General features: G+C 60.1%; 13 protein-coding genes. 8 read left to right on the top strand and 5 right to left on the bottom strand.

What is annotated here, in order from left to right; all coding sequences use genetic code 11:
* Positions 1-200: IS3 family transposase (locus QP884_RS01605; protein WP_284820356.1), on the top strand; the 200-nt coding region annotated here is incomplete at its 5' end.
* Between the two features lie 51 nt (positions 201-251).
* On the top strand, positions 252-2795 hold the full coding sequence (locus tag QP884_RS01600) for a DEAD/DEAH box helicase (RefSeq protein WP_284820354.1): 2544 nt from the start codon (positions 252-254) through the stop codon (positions 2793-2795).
* An 89-nt stretch (positions 2796-2884) separates the two neighbouring features.
* Here QP884_RS01600 and QP884_RS01595 read toward each other — a convergent pair whose 3' ends face one another.
* On the bottom strand, positions 2885-3409 hold the full coding sequence (locus QP884_RS01595; RefSeq protein ID WP_049377405.1) for a carboxymuconolactone decarboxylase family protein: 525 nt from the start codon (positions 3407-3409) through the stop codon (positions 2885-2887).
* Positions 3410-3506: 97 nt separating this feature from the next.
* Entirely contained in the window at positions 3507-4100 is a 594-nt protein-coding gene (locus QP884_RS01590) for a peroxiredoxin (RefSeq protein ID WP_023021385.1), read from the bottom strand.
* A 160-nt stretch (positions 4101-4260) separates the two neighbouring features.
* Here QP884_RS01590 and QP884_RS01585 point away from each other — a divergent pair, with 160 nt between their 5' ends.
* The gene (locus QP884_RS01585) at positions 4261-5205 is read left to right on the top strand and encodes a hydrogen peroxide-inducible genes activator (protein ID WP_284820352.1); all 945 of its coding nucleotides are present in this window, start codon (positions 4261-4263) and stop codon (positions 5203-5205) included.
* A 90-nt stretch (positions 5206-5295) separates the two neighbouring features.
* Here QP884_RS01585 and QP884_RS01580 read toward each other — a convergent pair whose 3' ends face one another.
* On the bottom strand, positions 5296-6204 hold the full coding sequence (locus QP884_RS01580; RefSeq protein ID WP_284820350.1) for a hypothetical protein: 909 nt from the start codon (positions 6202-6204) through the stop codon (positions 5296-5298).
* Positions 6205-6310: 106 nt separating this feature from the next.
* On the opposite strand from QP884_RS01580, the gene hrpA reads away from it, so the two are divergent.
* A complete protein-coding gene (hrpA, locus tag QP884_RS01575; protein WP_284820349.1) occupies positions 6311-10198 on the top strand; it encodes an ATP-dependent RNA helicase HrpA in 3888 nt (1295 codons plus the stop codon).
* On the opposite strand, the gene nrdR is transcribed toward hrpA, so the two are convergent.
* Complete coding sequence (gene nrdR, locus QP884_RS01570) at positions 10195-10653, bottom strand: transcriptional regulator NrdR (RefSeq protein WP_005328590.1); 459 nt, start codon at positions 10651-10653, stop codon at positions 10195-10197. The genes hrpA and nrdR overlap by 4 nt on opposite strands.
* A gap of 748 nt (positions 10654-11401) precedes the next feature.
* Between nrdR and lexA the strand changes: the two genes are divergently transcribed.
* The gene (lexA, locus tag QP884_RS01565; protein ID WP_239277543.1) at positions 11402-12106 is read left to right on the top strand and encodes a transcriptional repressor LexA; all 705 of its coding nucleotides are present in this window, start codon (positions 11402-11404) and stop codon (positions 12104-12106) included.
* A 359-nt stretch (positions 12107-12465) separates the two neighbouring features.
* Positions 12466-13248, top strand: coding sequence for a DeoR/GlpR family DNA-binding transcription regulator (locus tag QP884_RS01560; RefSeq protein WP_284820347.1), 783 nt, complete (start codon positions 12466-12468; stop codon positions 13246-13248).
* Positions 13249-13269: 21 nt separating this feature from the next.
* Here the strand turns inward: QP884_RS01560 and ptsP are convergent, their stop codons facing one another.
* Positions 13270-14958, bottom strand: a complete 1689-nt coding sequence (gene ptsP, locus QP884_RS01555) for a phosphoenolpyruvate--protein phosphotransferase (protein ID WP_284820345.1) — start codon at positions 14956-14958, stop codon at positions 13270-13272.
* 197 nt (positions 14959-15155) lie between these two features.
* Here ptsP and QP884_RS01550 point away from each other — a divergent pair, with 197 nt between their 5' ends.
* Complete coding sequence (locus tag QP884_RS01550; protein WP_284820344.1) at positions 15156-16121, top strand: 1-phosphofructokinase family hexose kinase; 966 nt, start codon at positions 15156-15158, stop codon at positions 16119-16121.
* Positions 16122-16134: 13 nt separating this feature from the next.
* Positions 16135-18267: a PTS fructose transporter subunit IIABC gene (locus QP884_RS01545; protein ID WP_284820343.1), complete on the top strand. Its 2133-nt coding sequence runs from the start codon at positions 16135-16137 to the stop codon at positions 18265-18267.
* Positions 18268-18306: the final 39 nt, after the last annotated feature.

Raw genomic sequence — 18306 nt, 5'->3', positions numbered from 1 at the left:
ACAACGCGGTCATGGAGAATTTCTTCGGGCACTTAAAAACCGAGATGTACCACGGAGAAGTCTTCGACACCGTCGCAGAGTTCAACCAGGCCATCGACGAGTACATCCAGTGGTACAACACCGAACGCATCCAACAACGACTCAAGGGCCTGACCCCGATGCAATATCGAAATCAGACCCTTGAAGCCCTAACCGCCTAGAATTAAACCAGTCCAACTTTCGGGGGCCAGTTCACCGCTAAGGTGGTGGGGGTGAACTTATCTCAGCTGCTGCCAGATTTAACGGAAGTACCCGAGTCCCTCGTAGACGAGGCAATTTGGGATACCTTTACCTCGTGGACCACCGGCCGGGGTATCAATTTGTACCCAGCGCAAGAAGAAGCCTCGCTCGGTATTTTGGCCGGCGATAATGTTATCCTCGCTACCCCTACGGGCTCGGGAAAGTCCATGGTGGCTAATGCTGCACACTTCATCACCCTAGCGCGTGGCCAGCGCAGTTTCTATACCGCGCCGATTAAGGCCCTTGTGAGCGAGAAGTTCTTTGCCCTGTGCGATATCTTCGGCGCCGAGAATGTGGGCATGATGACTGGCGACGCCACCGTTAATGGCAATGCCCCCATCATCGCCGCCACCGCCGAGATTGTAGCCAATATTGCGCTGCGCGATGGCGCCGAGGCCAATATCGACCAAGTAGTGATGGACGAGTTCCATTACTACTCCGAGCCGGACCGCGGTTGGGCCTGGCAGGTACCGTTGCTGGAGTTGTCCAAGGCGCAGTTCCTGCTCATGTCCGCCACTTTGGGCGATACTCAGTGGCTAGAAGAAGATCTCACTCGTCGTACCGGCCGCGCCACCAACCTCGTCGCCGGTTCCACGCGTCCCGTCCCACTGGACTTTTCCTATGTCTTTAGCGCGGTGCACGAGACCATCGAGGAGCTCTTGGCCGATAAGAAGGCTCCCATCTACGTGGTGCACTTCTCGCAGCGCGAAGCGGCCGAGCGCGCCCAGGCGCTCACCTCGCTTTCGGGGATCATCACCAAGGAAGAAAAGGAAGCGATTGCCCAGGAAATCGGTGGTTTCCGCTTCACCACTGCCTTTGGCAAGGATCTGTCCAAGCTCCTGCGCAAGGGAATCGGCATCCACCACGCGGGAATGCTACCCAAATACCGCCGATTGGTAGAGCGCTTGGCGCAAAAGGGCCTGCTTAAGGTCATTTGCGGCACCGATACCTTGGGTGTGGGCATTAACGTGCCCATCCGCACCGTGCTGATGACTGGGCTTGCCAAGTTCGACGGCCAGCGCCAACGCATCCTCAAATCGCGCGAATTCCACCAGATTGCCGGCCGCGCCGGCCGCGCCGGCTATGACACCGAGGGCACTGTGGTGGTCGAGGCCCCCGAGCACGAGATTGAAAATGCCAAGGAGCGCCGCCGCATCGGCGACGACCCCAAACGCTTGAAGAAGCTCAAGAAAAAGTCCGCCCGAGAAGGCGAGGTGTCCTGGTCCGAGAAGACCTTCGCGCGCCTTACAGAGGCTGAACCGGAACAGCTTACCTCTCAGTTCCGCGTTTCTAATTCCATGCTGCTCAACGTCTTGGCACGCCACGGCAATGGCTATGACCACATGCGCCACCTGCTGCGGGACAATCACGATAACCGCAGCAAGCAGAATAAGGACATCCTCACGGCACTTGATCTCTTCCGCGGGCTAGTGGATTCTGGCGTGGTGCAAAAATCCACCAAGGGATTGGATATCTACGGCCGCCCCTACCATTTGGTGCGAGAGCTGCCGCGTGACTTTGCGCTCAATCAACCGCTGGGCCCATTCGCGCTGGCGGCGCTCTCGCTGCTGGATCCAGAGGCGGAAACCTATAATCTGGACGTCATTTCCGTGTTCGAGGCCATCCTGGATGACCCGCGCCAAGTGCTCATTGCCCAGCAGAAGCAGCGCCGCGGCGAAGAGATCGCCGCACTGAAGGCGGACGGGGTGGACTACACCGACCGCATGAATATCGTAGAAGACATCACCTGGCCGAAGCCGCTCGAGGAGCTATTGGAGCAGGCCTACGATACTTTCGCTGAGACCAATGCGTGGGTCAAGGAGTTTGAGCTGCGACCCAAGTCCGTAGTGCGCGACATGCTCGAGAACGCCATGACCTTCTCGGATCTGGTCGCCACCTACGGCTTGGCCCGCTCCGAGGGCGTGATTTTGCGCTACCTGACCGACGCCTGGCGCACCCTCAAGCAGTCCATTCCGGACGAGTACAACACGCCAGAACTCGAAGACATCGTTGTCTGGCTAGGTGAGCTTATCCGCCAGGTAGATTCCTCGCTTGTCGACGAATGGGCGCAAATGGCCGGCGAAGACTCCCCCATCGACCAAGACACGGTGGATCGCGAGCTGGCCTTTGGCGTGGAGGACCCCACCGCGCTCACGGCCAATCGCCGCGCCTTTACCATCATGGTGCGCAATTACATGTTCCGCTTGGTACAACTCTTTGCTTTGGAAAAGGAAGACCGCTTGGCGGAGCTGCTCGATTACTTGGACGAGGTGCCGGACTTCGGCGCTATCCTAGATGATTACTTCGATGAATATGATGACATCGATTCCGGCCCCGAGGCCCGCGGCCCGGAGTTCTTCCGCCTAGGCGATACTGACTCGCGAGCCTGGTCGGTGCGCCAGATCATCAAGGACCCAGACGGTGACCACGCCTATCAGTTCGTCGCTACGGTAGACCTAGACGCCTCCGATGAGGCCGGCGAAGTCCGCCTAGCGGACCTGCGCGTAGAGTACTAGCCAGCGAAAACGACAAAGCCGCCCTGGTTGCCGCGCCCCGGAATAAGGAGGGCGTCGGCAAGCGCGAGGGCGGCTAGAGGCCGGCTATTTTAGCGCGCGGCCTCGATCTGGACAGCCTGTGCCACAGCCTGGACAACGGCCGCAACCTTGACGGCCTCCCAGACCTGCTCCTTGCTCAGGCCAGCCTCGTTGAGCTCGTGAGCGTGGGCACCCAGGCAGTGCTCGCAGCCGTTGATGGCGGAGACTGCGGTATTCCACAGCTCGAAGTTGGCCTTGTCTACGCCCGGCTTGGAGATGATGTTCATGCGCAGGCCGAACTTAACCTGTGCGTAGTCATCGCCCAACCAGCCCTTGGCGCGGTAGGCAACATTGTTCATCGCCATGACGGTGGCTGCGCCGTAGGCTGCCTCGATGGCTTCCTCAGAGAGGTGCTCCTTTGCTTCCTCCGCAATCTCAGACAGCACGGTGTCATTGCGGGTTGCGGCAGCCGATGCCAGCAGGCAGCCCCAGAGCTGCTCTTCGTCCAAGTCCTTGGAACGGGTCAGGGCGCCCAGGTTGAGCTTTTGGTCCTTGGCGTACTCCGGCAGGGAGGACTTCAGATTATCGATAGACATAACTTTTCTCCTTTGCGGTTTTGATAGGAATTTTCTGCACTGGATTTAAAAGGAAACCCCGCCACGAAAGCGGGGTAAACCTGCATCTCAGTGAGATTTAGAGTGCGGACTGAACGACGTCCATCTTGTTGATGTTCTTGGTTGGGTCGTTCTTCTCCCAGTTGCAAGCGCAGACCTCTTCGGACTGCAGGGCGTCGAGCACGCGCAGAACCTCGTCTACGTTACGGCCGACAGCATCCGGGGTGACGGATACGAACTGGATAACACCATCCGGGTCGATGATGAAGGTGGCGCGGTCAGCAACGCCATCAGCGTTTTCTACGCCCAGCGCACGGATGAGGTCGTGGCGCACGTCAGAGAACATCGGGAAAGGAACTTCCTTCAGCTCTGGGTGGGTTGCGCGCCAGTTGAAGTGAGCGAACTCGTTATCGGTGGAGCCGCCGAGGATCTGGGTATCGCGGTCCTGGAATTCCTCGTCCAGCTTGCCAAAGGCAGCGATCTCGGTCGGGCAGACGAAGGTGAAGTCCTTCGGGTAGAAGAAGACGACCTTCCACTTGCCCTCGTACTTGTCCAGGGATACCTGCTCGAAGTAGTCCTCCGGCTGATTAGCGTTAACGTCGTGCAGGTCGCCACCGGTCAGGGCGGTGAGGTTGAACTCTGGGAACTTCTCGCCGACGGTCAAAATAGGCATAGTCTTCAACTCCTTTAGCAAAGGCTTTTCCTCTAAGTTTCCTGCCGCTTGGCGTACAAGCAGCGGGGCCGGACCGCGTCCGGCCCAACACGATCAGTTATACCATCTTTTCAGCACGCGTCAATAGCAAATCCTATAGGTAAGTGTTAGAGTGATAGGCATGCATAATAAAGAGTATCGCCCTACACTTGCTCAGCTGCGCACCTTTGTCACCGTTGCAGAAAACAAGCACTTTGGTACCGCGGCCGCCAAACTCGAAATCTCTCAGCCCTCCCTCTCTCAGGGCCTCGTTGCCCTCGAGCAGGGTTTAGGTTTGCAGCTCATCGAGCGCTCCACCCGCAAGGTCATCGTCACCTCGGCCGGTGAGACCCTCCTCCCCTATGCCAAGGCCACTCTTGAAGCCGCCGATACCTTCCTGGCCCACGCTCGCGGGGCCAACGGCACCCTTGCCGGCCCGCTGACCATCGGTGTTATCCCCACCATCGCCCCCTACATCCTCCCCGATCTGCTCTCCATGCTTGCTGAGGCCTACCCGGACCTCGAGCCACGCTTCGTCGAGGAGCAAACCCAGCACCTCATTACCCGCCTGCGCAATGGCAACTTGGATCTTGCCATCATGGCCCTTCCATCCGAGGCCACCGGCATGGTCGATAGCCCGCTGTACACGGAGAAATTCTCCATTGTCTGCCCGCCCGATCACCCCATCGCCGGCCGCGAGGATGTCGAGCTTGCGGAGCTCAAGGACCTGGATTTGCTGCTGCTTGACGACGGCCACTGCTTGCGCGACCAAGTAGTCGACCTTTGCCGCCATGCCAATATCAACCCGGCCGAGGCCACCAATTCCGTCACCCGCGCCTCTTCCCTGACCACCATCATGCAGCTGGTCATGGGCGGCCTGGGCTGCACCCTCGTCCCCGAATCCGCCCTAGCCACCGAATGCCATGGCAAGGACGTCGCCATCGCCCACTTCGCCACGGATGTCACCGCCGAACGCGAGGTGGGCCTCGTGTTCCGTTCCTCCGCCGCCCGCGCCGAGGAATTCCGCGAATTCGGCACGCTCATCACCGCCGCCTGTAACAAGGCGATTGAGCGCTCCCGGCAGTAATCGTTCACGGCAAGCCCCACACGGGGGCGTCGCCAAGCACACCAAAGGCCACCGCCCCTAACTGGAACGGTGGCCTTCAACTATGGTGCGCTACGCCTGTGGAAAGATGTTGCGGCCCGCGCACTGGCGGAACATATGCGCCTGTGCCAAGAGCGTCACCGGATACGCCACGATGAGGCCGATGCCCAAAAGCAAGAAGCCACCGATGATGATGAAAAAGTTCAAAATTGCCAGTAGCAACATTTGGCCGTAGTTATTCTTACCTGCCTGAAAGCCCTTCTTCACGGCGTCACCAACGCTATCGCCGTCGGCCGCGAACCATTGCATCAGCGAGAAGAACGGTTGGATAAAGAAGCTAATCAGCGAAATCACGGCCAAGACACCGAGCATGCCCATGACGGCGGCGAAGGCTTCTTCATCGGAAAGCTGCTCGGCATTGCCGGCCAGCCCCTCCGCAGAACCGCGCACAGCGACGAAGGAAATCAGTCCCCCCACAAGGCTGATGACGACCATAATGACTAGTGGCTGCCACCAGCGCACATTCTTAAATAGGTAGCCCCACCCGGTGCGAGAATCATCAATCTGGAAAAGCGCTAGGCGCATAAGCGCCAGAGTTAGCACGATGCCAATCACCCAGGAAATGATTTGCATGATCGTGGAACTAGCGGAGAGATCGCCATCGGCACTCGCCGTTGCAGCGCCCACTCCGCCAGAAATAGCGAAAAAGACTACGCCGAGGAAGCCAGCAAGCAACGTTCCTAAAATCCATAGCTTCCAGTTGCCAAAGACAGTCCGAAAAGCCCAAGAAACGGCATCTATGGCCGAAACCTTTCCGGTGTGCTGTGGCTGACCCGCGTGGTAGCCGGCGTAGCCTTGGGCGTTGCCCTCGTGGCTCCCACCATACGATGGAAGCTGGCCGTAGTCCGGCCGATCCTCGGGATGGTTGGTCGGCTCATAGCGAGGAAAATCGTCATTTCCACCCGAATACGGGTTCGTCATAGGCGGTGCTCCTCCTTCAGGAATGCACATAGAAAAATGGATAAGTATTTTAACTCTAACAACTTTTTCCTCATTTCAGGTGGGCGGGTAAACTCGTTGCCTAGTCATGACTAAGAACGAATCCCCTTCTCGCGACGAGCTCTTCGCCGCACTCGAAAATGTCACTTTGGCCGAGGCCCGCTCCTTCCGCCGCCGCCTCAAGAAGGCTCGCGCCCCTAAGGCGCTGCAAGAAATCGGCGCTGAAATCCATGCCGCGGCCGATCGCGTCGCACTTACCGACGCCGCCGTTCCCACCATCTCTTACCCCGACGCCCTCCCCGTCACCGCCCGCAAGGACGATATCGCCGAGGCCATTCGGGATAACCAGGTCGTCATCATCGCTGGTGAGACCGGTTCTGGTAAGACCACCCAGATCCCGAAGATCTGTCTCGAGCTGGGCCGCGGCCGGCGCGGGTTCATCGGCCATACCCAGCCGCGCCGTATTGCAGCGCGCACCGTGGCTGAACGCATTGCTTCGGAATTGGACCAGAAGATCGGCGAGTCCGTTGGTTACGCCATCCGCTTCGATGACCGCGTCTCTGAGACCACGGCCGTCAAGCTCATGACCGACGGCATCCTGCTCGCCGAGATGCAGCGCGATCGTTTCCTCAATAAGTACGACACCATCATTATCGACGAGGCCCACGAACGCTCGCTCAATATCGACTTCCTCTTGGGCTACTTAAAGCGCCTATTGCCCAAGCGCCCAGACCTCAAGGTGATCATCACCTCCGCTACCATCGACCCAGAAAGCTTTGCCGCCCACTTTGCCGACGCCGACGGCAACCCCGCCCCCATCATCGAGGTCTCCGGGCGCACCTACCCCGTAGAAATCCGCTACCGGCCACTCGAGTTCGAGGCCGGCGGAAAAGTCGTGGACCAAGACCCGCTCGACGGCTTGACCGAGGCCATCGAAGAGCTCATGCGCGAAGGCGACGGCGATATCCTGTGCTTCTTCCCTGGCGAGCGCGATATCCGCGATGCCATGGAGGCTATCGAAGGCAAGAAGTGGAAAAACGTCGAGGTCACTCCCCTCTTTGGCCGCCTATCTAACCAAGAGCAGCACCGCGTGTTTAGCGAGCACCGCGGCCGCCGCATCGTCTTGGCTACCAATATCGCCGAAACCTCGCTTACCGTGCCCGGCATCCGCTATGTAGTCGATACCGGCACCGCCCGCATCTCGCGGTACTCCACACGCACCAAGGTCCAGCGGCTGCCCATCGAGCCTATCTCGCAGGCCTCCGCCAACCAGCGCTCCGGCCGTTGCGGCCGCGTTGCCGACGGCATCGCCATCCGCCTCTACAGCGAACAGGACTTTGAAAGCCGTCCCGAGTTCACCGATCCGGAAATCCTGCGCACCAACCTAGCCAGCGTCATCCTGCAAATGGTTTCGCTCAAGCTCGGTGATATCGAACAATTCCCGTTCATCCAACCTCCCGAGCACAAGGCCATCCGCGATGGTCTCACTCTCCTCCACGAGCTCGGCGCCCTCCACGACAAGCAGGACAAGCCCTCGCTCACCACCATCGGCCGCGATCTTGCGCGCATCCCACTGGATCCGCGCATGGCCCGCATGCTCATTGAGGCCAATACCAACGGCTGCCTCGATGATGTGATGGTCATCGTTGCCGCCATGACCATCCAAGATGTGCGCGAGCGTCCCCTCGACTTCCAAGCCCAGGCCGACCAAGCCCACGCCCGTTTCAAGGACAAGACCTCGGATTTCTTGTCCATGCTCAAGCTATGGGATTACATCAAGCAAACCCGCAATGAGCAATCCGGCAATAAGTTCCGCAAGCGCATGAAACAGGAGTTCCTCCACTACATGCGCATCCGCGAGTGGTTTGACTTGGTGCGCCAGCTCAAGGACGTCGCCAAGCAGCTGGGCTGGACCTACCAGGAAGGGACAGAGCGCCGCTCCGATGACATCCACATGTCCCTCCTTTCGGGCCTGCTATCCAATATCGGCGCCCGCGATGGCAATTCCAAGGAGTTCCAGGGCGCGCGCAACACCCGCTTCCTGGTATTCCCCGGCTCCGCTTTGGCCAAAAAGCCGCCGGAATTCCTCATGGCCGCCGAGCTGGTGGAAACTTCCCGCCTCTGGGCGCGCGATGTCGCCGCCATCGATCCTGCCTGGGTAGAAAAGCTCGGCGCGGACCTGCTCAAGCACAACTACTCCGAGCCCACCTGGTCCCGCAAGCGTGCCGCCGCCATCGCGCACCAAAGATCCACGCTCTACGGCGTGCCCATCGTGGCCGACCGCACCGTGCCCTACCACCGCGTCGATCCCGCCGCTGCCCGCGATATGTTCATCCGCAACGCCCTTATCGCCGGCGACTGGAACACCCACCACGCCTTCTTCAAGGCCAACGCCCAAGCGCTTGACGACGCCGCCGCATACGAAGAAAAGGCCCGCCGCCGCGGCCTCATTGTGGACGAAGACACGCTCTTCGATTTCTATGACCAGCGAATTCCGGCAAAGGTAACCACCGGCCGCCACTTTGACTCGTGGTGGAAAAAGGAGCGCCGCCGCACCCCGGACCTGCTGGATTTCGATCCCGCTAAGCTCATCGATGACTCCCACGAGGTCACCGAGGAATCCTTCCCCGACCACTGGCGCAAGGGTTCTATCGATTACGAACTGACCTACAAGTTCGAGCCCGGCGATCCTCTCGACGGCGTCACTGTAATGGTTCCCATTCCTATGCTCGCTGGCTTGGATACCGAAGGCTTCGATTGGCTCGTTCCAGGCCTGCGCCTCGAGCTCGTCACTGAGCTCATCCGCAGCCTGCCCAAGGCCCTGCGCCGCACCGTCGTACCCGCGCCCGAATTTGCCGAGCGCGCCATCGACCGCCTCATCCCTTATGAAGGCACCATCACCCAGCAGCTTGCCGACGTCCTCCGCGAACTCGGCGGTCAAGGAATCAACGCCACCGACTTCCAGGCCAGCAAGCTACCCGCCCACCTGCGGATGAACTACGGGGCCATCGATAAGCGCGGCAAAATCGTCGACTCCGACCGCGACCTCGCGGCGCTCGTCCGACGGCAGGCCGGACACATCAAGTCCTCCGTATCCCGCGTCTCGCGCACCTCCGAGTCCACCGCCGTCAGCGAATGGACCGACGACACCCTCGGCACCATCGATGACACGGTCAAGACCACCGTCGACGGCCACGAAGTCACCGCCTACCCTGCCCTGGTCGCTACCAAGGACGGCGTCGAACTCAAGGTCCATCCCACCAAGGCCGCCGCAGATGCCGCCATGGTAACGACCACCCTTACGCTCCTCATGCGTGAGATATCCGTCAACGCCTCCCAAATGGTCAAGGGCCTGCCATTGCAACAGCGCGTCACCGTCGATTCCTATCCGCACGGCGGCGCCGACGGCTTGGTTAACGACGCCCGCGTAGCCGCCATCCGCGACTTGATGCTCGAAGCCGGCGGACCCGTCCGCACCCCCGCGGCGTTCCAGAAGCTTAAAGATACCGTCAAGCCCCAGGTCCCAGGCCGCGTACGCCAGGCAGTGGTAGCTATTGCCCCCGGACTCGCCGAGTACTCCAACCTGCGAGCGGAACTCGCTCATTGGGACGGTCCAGCAATCGATGACATGCGCGCACAATTGGACTTCCTCCTCCCCCGAAATGCCATCACTGTCCATGGCATGTCCCACCTGCGCCATCTCCCGCGATATATCCAAGCCATGCGCATTCGCCTAGAGGATATGAACCTTGACCCCGACCGCGATGCAGACCGTCAAGCCGAGGTTGATAACGCCAAGGCCTACCTATCCAACCGCCTGCGCAATCTACCGGCCGGCCGCGAAAAGACCCGCGAGGTCAAGGACGTGCGTTGGATGATAGAGGAACTTCGAGTTTCCCTTTTTGCTCAGCGCCTTGGCACAGCCCATGCCGTTTCACTCCGGCGCATCCAAAAGGCGGTGGACAAACTGCGCTAAAAGTCCTCGCGATCGCGCCTTCGCATCAGGCGAATCTCGGATTCAAAGTCATCTGCGCTTTCAAAGGATTTATACACGGAGGCGAAGCGCAGATAGGCCACCTCGTCAAGGTCCCGCAGTGGTTCCAGGATAGCCAAGCCAATCTCGTTCGCGTTGACCTGCGAGGAGCCATGACTGCGCACGGTCTCCTCCACTTCTTGCGCCAGCTTCTTCAGGGCATCGTCGCTGACATCTCGCCCCTGGCAGGCACGGCGGACACCGCGAATCAATTTATCTCTGCTGAAAGGCTCGGCCAGACCGTTTCTCTTCACCACAAGCAACACGGCCTTCTCAACCGTGGTAAAGCGCCCCTTGCACGAAGCACACTCGCGCCGGCGACGAATCGACGCTCCAGCATCGACCACACGCGAGTCGATGACGCGGGATTGCTCATTGTGACAAAAGGGGCAATACACAGTGGTCCTTTCACTGACGTTGTTACGCCAGTAGTTTACTCACCTTCAATTCCGTGCGACCACCGGGCTTCGCCCCCCCACCGGTCCTCTAGCGTGTTACTGCAGCTTCTACTTGTTGCACATTAGAAGCCGGCGGTTGCGGTGCACTGTTTCCTTCAGCACCAGCTAGTCCGCCTAACAAAGTGCCCACAAAGACCGCTACACCAAACACTGCGCCCAATGCGTAGTTACCTGTGTTCGACTCACCCACGCTGTTTCGGACCCTATCCGATCTGTTCCCAGAGCCTCCGGCCGACGTACGGTTCGAACGATAGGTCGTGCGATCTTCCAGTCGTGCGATCTTCCACACGTAGAGTTCGAACATACCGAGAGTTTGCAGTACCGCGGACCGCAGAACCGTAGCCACGCTCCACATCCCATACGGATGCAGAAGGCACCACTACAGGTTCGGTAGCGTTGCGAGTTACCAGGTTATTGCGAGAATTGATCAGCAGAGACATGACTTTCCTTTCGACGACTGAACCCACCGTAGGCGCCTCATGCGACACGTCATGACACCCAGTCGCCATAATGTTCGATTTAGTTGGTACGTTCGATTTATAGCATCGCTTCGAATACTTGTCCACCCCAACGAGCAAATCTCGAACATCTGTACTTTTCGTGCTACAAATGACGTGTGGCAACTTTTCAGCGCCGCCAGCTAACAGACCACCGATAAATCCACCCGACCCCCTCCGAGGAGCCAGCAATGGGCCGCAAGCCAAAGAAGACTACCGAGAAGACCGACTACGCTTCCCTATCCGACCGCCAGCGACGCATTCTCAACGTCATTAGTGACGCCGTTATGTTGCGTGGCTACCCACCAAGCATTCGCGAAATTGGTGACGCAGCAGGCCTGCAGTCCACATCATCGGTTGCCTACCAGCTAAAACAATTGGAAGAGAAGGGGTTTTTGCGCCGGGACCCTAATAAGCCGCGTGCTGTAGATGTTCGTCACCTTAATACGGATGAAGGCGCCAAAAAGCCGGGCCGCAAGCCGGCCAAGTCTGAGCAGCAAGTTCCCGAGGATGCAGGTGCCGTTTCCTATATTCCTGTGGTCGGCCGTATCGCTGCGGGAGCACCCATTACCGCAGAGGAAAACGTGGACACATACTTCCCCATGCCTGACGAGGTGGTCGGTAGCGGCGACCTTTATATGCTGCAAGTAGTCGGCGACTCGATGCAGGATGCCGGCATCCTTGACGGCGACTGGGTAATCATTCGTTCCCAGTCAGTTGCAGAGGAGGGCGAGTTCGTCGCCGCCCTGCTCGAAGGTTCTGAAGCTACCGTCAAGGAGTTCCACCGTGATTCGTCCGGCGTGTGGCTGCTTCCCCACAATGATGCCTACGCTCCCATCAACGGCGATGATGCGGAAATCATGGGCAAGGTTGTATCGGTATTCCGTAAGCTTTAACCACTCACCTGACGCAGATTCCATTACCCCGCAAGGGCCGAGCGTGGCCCTCGCGGGGTCTATCTATGTACACCCTTCGTTGACGCAGCCCGTATCCTGCCACCCCCATTTTGGCTCTATTTCGGACCCGGACACCAAAAGAGACGAAAATCCCACTTTCCCACTTTTCCTGATAACCAGGCATTTCAAGGTACCGGCTCTAAAATGCAGCTGTGCAAGTTTTTGCTTTAGTCCGTTTATTCCCGATTTTTGAGACAATAGACTAAGCAAAACAATATCGCCGGATTTTCACTTCCGCATACAATGGCAATTTTTACCCCCGCGCCATGACGCGATGTCTCTAGATTCAAGGAGGAATCATGTACGCAGAAGAGCGGCGTCGCCAAATTGCTTCCCTCACCGCCGTTGAAGGCCGCGTCAACGTCACTGAGCTCTCAGAACGCTTCGAAGTTACGGCCGAGACCATTCGCCGCGACCTTGCGGTGCTTGACCGTGAGGGCGTCGTCCATCGCGTGCATGGCGGCGCAGTAGCCTCCCAAACCTTCCAGACCGCGGAGCTTACCCTGGATACCCGCCAGCGGTCCGCCTCCGGCGCAAAAGCGGCTATCGCCCGCGCGGCCCTAGATTTTCTCCCCCAGGGCGGCGGCAGCATTTTCTTGGACGCAGGCACCACCATTAACGCGTTCGCGGAGCTCATTGGACAGCAATACCCTCAGGCGCAGTTTAATATTGTCTCCAATAGCCTGCCCATCGCCCTGTCGCTAGCGGGCAATGGCGTGCCTGACGTCCAGCTACTTGGCGGTACGGTCCGCGCGATTACTCAAGCCGTCGTTGGCGATACCGCGCTGCGCACCATAGCTTTAATGCGTGCCGACGTCGCCTTTATCGGCACCAATGCCCTAACCCTGGACCATGGCTTGTCGACGGCCGACTCCCAAGAGGCAGCCATCAAGTCCGCCTTTGTCACCAATGCCCACAAGGTAGTGGTCATGTGTGACTCCAGCAAGCTGGGCAATGACTATTTGGTAAGTTTTGCGTCTGCCGCCGATATCGACGTCGTCATTACGGACGCCGCTGCCCCCGATTCTTTCGTGGAAGCGTTGCGCGAGCGCGAAATTGAGGTCGTGCTCGCCAGCGAATAATCCCCCGATCCTTCGCCTACTTTAGGCGAAGGACTCCATGCGTTCTACCACTGCGGTACGGGCAGCGTCAGGGCTTTCCGCATCCAGTGCCACCTCGGCAAGCTGTTGGCACTGTTCCAAGGTAACTTCTGCCAGCTGCGCGCCGACGCCTGCTACCGCCGTCGACGCTGCGGATAGCGAATTCACACCCAAGCCGGTAAGCACGCAGGCCAGCATTGGGTCGGCCGCCGCCTCACCGCACACGCCTACCGCAACGTTATTGGCCTGGCCCACGATGCAGGTGTGCTGAATGAGTCGCAGCACAGCCGGCTGCCATGGGTCAGTCAGGTAGGCCAGCTGTGGGGACAAGCGGTCCGCAGCCATCGTGTACTGAGTCAGGTCATTGGTGCCGATGGACACGAAATCAAGGTGTGGCATGATTTTATCCGCCATAAGCGCTGCGGCTGGAACCTCGATCATGGCGCCGGCAGTCAGGCCGCGCTCGCGGCACAGGCCAGCAAACCACTGGGCCTCAGTAGAGGTGGCAACCATAGGAGCCATCACCCAAGTCGATGCTTTGTCATCGCGAGCCTTAGCCGCCTGGGCAATCGCATCCAGCTGGCGGGTCAGCAGAGCCTCATTATCGCGTGCAATACGCAGGCCACGAACGCCCAAGGCTGGGTTTTCCTCGGAACTTAGCGTGGCATAAGAGATAGGCTTATCGGATCCGGCATCTAGCGTACGCACGACAACCTTTGATTCAGGAAAGGCATTAAAGACCTTGCCGTAAATTTTTGCCTGCTCGTCAACGCTGGGCTCTTCACTGGCCGAGAGGAACGACAGCTCCGTGCGGTACAGACCAATGCCCTCTGCCTGCGAATCCGAAGCAATGCGGGCGGCGTTGCCATCAGCGACGTTGGCAAGCAGCTGCACGCGGTGGCCGTCCTTGGTTTCAGCCGGGCCGCGCCACTGGGCAACGCGTGCCGCCCGCTCGCGGTACTCAGCTACAGCCTTCGTGGAAGCCTCTTCGTCGGCCCCAAGGGTGACGGTGCCCACTGCACCATCGACGAATACCAGCGTGCCGCTTTCAATATCGCTCAGCGCGGCGCCCACAGCAACGATGCATGGAATATCCAACTGACGGGCGATGATGGCCGTATGGCTGGTAGGTCCACCAAGTTCGGTGACAAGGGCCTTGATGTGCTTGGTATCCAGCGTCGCGGTATCGGCCGGAGCCAAGTCATCCGCGAACAGCACGGCCTCGCCGTCTACGAGCGGCAGGCCCGGCTCGTCCTCGCCGCGCAGCTCTGCGATTACGCGGTCGCGCACGTCCTTCAAGTCAGTGGTGCGCTCGGCCATCACGCCGCCGGCGGCCTCGAACATGGTGACAAACTTATCGGTGGCACCGACAGTAGCGAATTCCGCGTCCCGGCCGGTGCGGATATTCTTGCGCACCGCCTTATGCCAACCACGGTCCTTAACCATGCCGGCCGTTGCCGTCAGAACTTCCGCAGCCTGGCCTTCGGCGGCAGCAGCCCGCTGCTCCAAGCGGCCAGCGACAGTATCTACGGCCGCAAGGAAGCGGTCGTATTCAGATTCGCTCGCTTGCTCTGGGTCAATGCTTCCCTCGGTAGGCAGGGCCGGGCGAGGGCGGACCCACACGGCTTCGGCGTAGGCGACTCCGGCAACGACACCGGTTCCTTTGATTGTGGACTCAGACGCGTTTTCCATGAGCGTACTTCCTTCGAAGATAGCGGTTTATTAACTTCCAGAACACCACAAATCGGATAGAAAAGCAATGTATACCACAGAAATTCTGTTGACTTTCGGACACAATCGGACAAGAATCAACATTAAGGGCGGGCCATGCCCGCGAGGTTCTCTCCAACGGCGTTCGGCCCCAATATACAACCTGCGAAAGGGACAACTTGATTCTCACGCTGACCCCCAATCCCAGTATCGACGCCACCCTTGTGCTCAGCGAACCATTGACCTCCGGTGATGTCCACCGGGCCAGCGAGGTCACACAGGTTGCTGGCGGCAAAGGCGTAAACGTCACCCATGCCGTGCACTTGGCCGGCGAGCAATCCTTGGCTCTTTTCCCGGCCCACGACTCCGATTCTTTCCTAAATCTCATCCACTCGGCCGGGCTGCCTTCCTCTGCAATCCCCATGGACGGCACAGTTCGCGTCAATACCACCATCACAGAGCCTGATGGCACCACCACCAAGGTCAACGGTCCAGGCCCTGCGCTTTCCGACGCCGACTCCCACGCCATTACCTCCGAGCTCACCGCCCGCGCCCTAGCCTCCGACTGGGTGGTTCTAGCCGGCTCCCTGCCGCGTGGCGTCAACACCGATTGGTATTGCGACCTCATCTCCGCGGTCCGCGCGGCCGCACCACAGGCTCGCATTGCCGTCGATACGTCAGATGCCCCAATGCAGGCCATTGGCGAAAGCCTCAATTCTGCTGCGCCGGATCTCATTAAGCCGAACGGCCTAGAGCTCGGCCAGCTCACCGGAACCGACGGCCGCGAACTGGAAGACCAGGCCGCACGCGGCGAGTACTCGGGGGTTGTTCGGGCGGCCCGGGACGTCGTCAAGCAGGGCATCGCAGAAGTACTCGTCACCCTTGGCGGTGCCGGCGCGGTGCTGGTTACCGCGGACGGCGCTTGGGCTGCAACTCCCCCGCCAGCAACGGTGAAATCCACCGTAGGCGCCGGTGACGCCGCGCTCGCCGGATACCTCCTCGGCCGCACCGCCGGTAAGTCGCCGGCCGATAGCCTCGCGCAGTCGGTGGCCTACGGAACTGCGGCTGCATCCAAACAAGGCACCCAATTCCCTCGCCCAGAAGAACTCGATATCGCACATACCCTCGTAAACTCGCTAGCCTAAGGAGTGCCTAATCATGGCTTCCGACCTCATCACTACCGACCTAGTCGCGCTCGACGCTGACTTCGGCGACAGCGTTGACTCCGTTATTACCAACCTGGCCACACTGGTCCATGACACCGGCCGAGCCACCGACATCGCCGGCTTGGCACAGCCCGCCATCGACCGCGAGGCCAAGGCCGGTACCGGCGTCCCTGGCGGAGTCGCCATCCCGCACTGCCGCTCCGAGGCAGTGACCAAACCCACCCTCGCATTCGCCCGCCTGAGCCGCGGCGTGGATTTCTCCGGCCCCGACGGCGACGCCCAGCTCGTCTTCCTCATCGCGGCCCCGGCCGGCGGCGGCAAAGCCCACTTGAAGATTTTGTCCAAGTTGGCCCGCGCTCTAGTGCGCAAGGACTTCCTCGAGTCCCTGCGCAACGCGCCCACCAAGGAAGAAATCGTTCGGCTTGTGCTGGACGTAGTCAATGCCGAAAAGCCGAAGAAGAAGCCAGTCGAAGACCCAGCCGCCCAGGGCGCTGCTGCCGGCACTGCCGCAACTGCTGCCGGCACTGCCGCCGCCGGTGCCGTCGGCTCCTCCGCCGCCGCGCCCTCGGCCGCAACCCCTGCCAGCGCAGAGCCTTCGGCCGATGTCACCCGCATCGTGGCCATCACCGCCTGCCCCACTGGCATCGCCCACACTTACATGGCGGCCGACGCCCTCACCCAAACCGCGGCCGAGCGCGATGACGTATCTCTGACCGTTGAGACGCAGGGCTCGTCCAATAATGAGTCCGTCTCCCAATCCACGATCGACGCGGCCGATGCGGTCATCTTCGCCACGGACGTCGGTGTGCGCGACCGCGAACGCTTCGCCGGCAAGCCGGTAATCGAATCCGGCGTCAAACGCGCCATCAATGAGCCCGGCACCATGCTCGACGAGGCCGTCGCTGCCGCTCACAACCCGCACACCCACAAGGTCTCTGGCACCGCTACCCGCGCCGACGCGGAAGAAGAAGGTCAGTCTCTCGGTTGGGGCAAGCGCATCCAACAGGCAATTATGACCGGCGTGTCCTATATGGTCCCGTTCGTCGCGGCCGGCGGCCTGCTGCTCGCCCTGGGCTTCCTTTTCGGCGGCGCCGATATGGCAAATGGTTGGCAAGCACTATCGACGGACTTTTCGCTCGGCAACCTCCCCGGCCACGACGTGACCGTTGACGGCGAACTCATGCACTTCGAGCGCTCCGGCCTGCTGCTCTACCTTGGCGCAGTTCTCTTCGCTATAGGCCAAGCAGCAATGGGCTTCATCGTCGCCGCACTGTCGGGCTACATCGCCTTTGCGCTGGCCGGCCGTCCGGGCATTGCTCCGGGCTTCGCTGGCGGCGCCATCGCCGTTATCTTGGGCGCTGGATTCATCGGCGGCCTGGTTACTGGCCTGCTGGCAGGCTTCATCGCGATGTGGATTGGCAACTGGAAGGTACCGCGTTGGCTAGGCTCGCTCATGCCGGTTGTTATTATCCCGCTGCTGACCTCTCTAATCGTCGGCCTCGCAATGTACCTGCTGCTGGGTGCACCGTTGGCAGCCATCATGGAAGGCCTGCAAAATTGGCTGTCGTCCATGTCCGGCTCCTCGGCTGTATTGCTGGGCATCATTCTCGGCCTGATGATGTGCTTCGACTTGGGCGGCCCAGTCAATAAGGCGGCCTACCTCTTCGCCACGGCCGGGCTGTCTACCGGTGACGAGTCCTCCATGCAGATCATGGCCGCCGTCATGGCGTCCGGCATGGTCGCACCAATTGCGCTGTCGCTGGCTACGTTTATCCGCAAGTCGCTGTTTACCCCGGCCGAGCAGGAGAACGGCAAGTCTGCCTGGCTGCTGGGTCTGTCCTTCGTCTCGGAGGGCGCCATCCCGTTTGCGGCGGCCGATCCGTTCCGCGTCATTCCTTCGATGATGGCCGGCGGCGCGGTGACGGGCGCGATTTCGATGGCTTTGTCGGTCGGCTCTCGTGCCCCGCACGGCGGCGTGTTCGTCTTCTTCGCCATCGACCCGTTCTGGGGCTACCTCGTGGCCATTGCGTCCGGCGTGGTTGTTTCGACGGCGGCGGTGCTGGCGATGAAGCAGTTCTGGCCTAACAGGGCCGCCGAAGAAGCCGCCCAGAACGTGGCAGCATAAACCAAACACTCGTACACTGGATTCTAAAAATCCCCGTAA

This window comes from Corynebacterium tuberculostearicum (assembly GCF_030229345.1).
GTDB lineage: Bacteria > Actinomycetota > Actinomycetes > Mycobacteriales > Mycobacteriaceae > Corynebacterium > Corynebacterium tuberculostearicum_G.
Note: the sequence above shows the minus strand (reverse complement) of the source record. Positions and strands in the feature narration are given on the sequence as shown.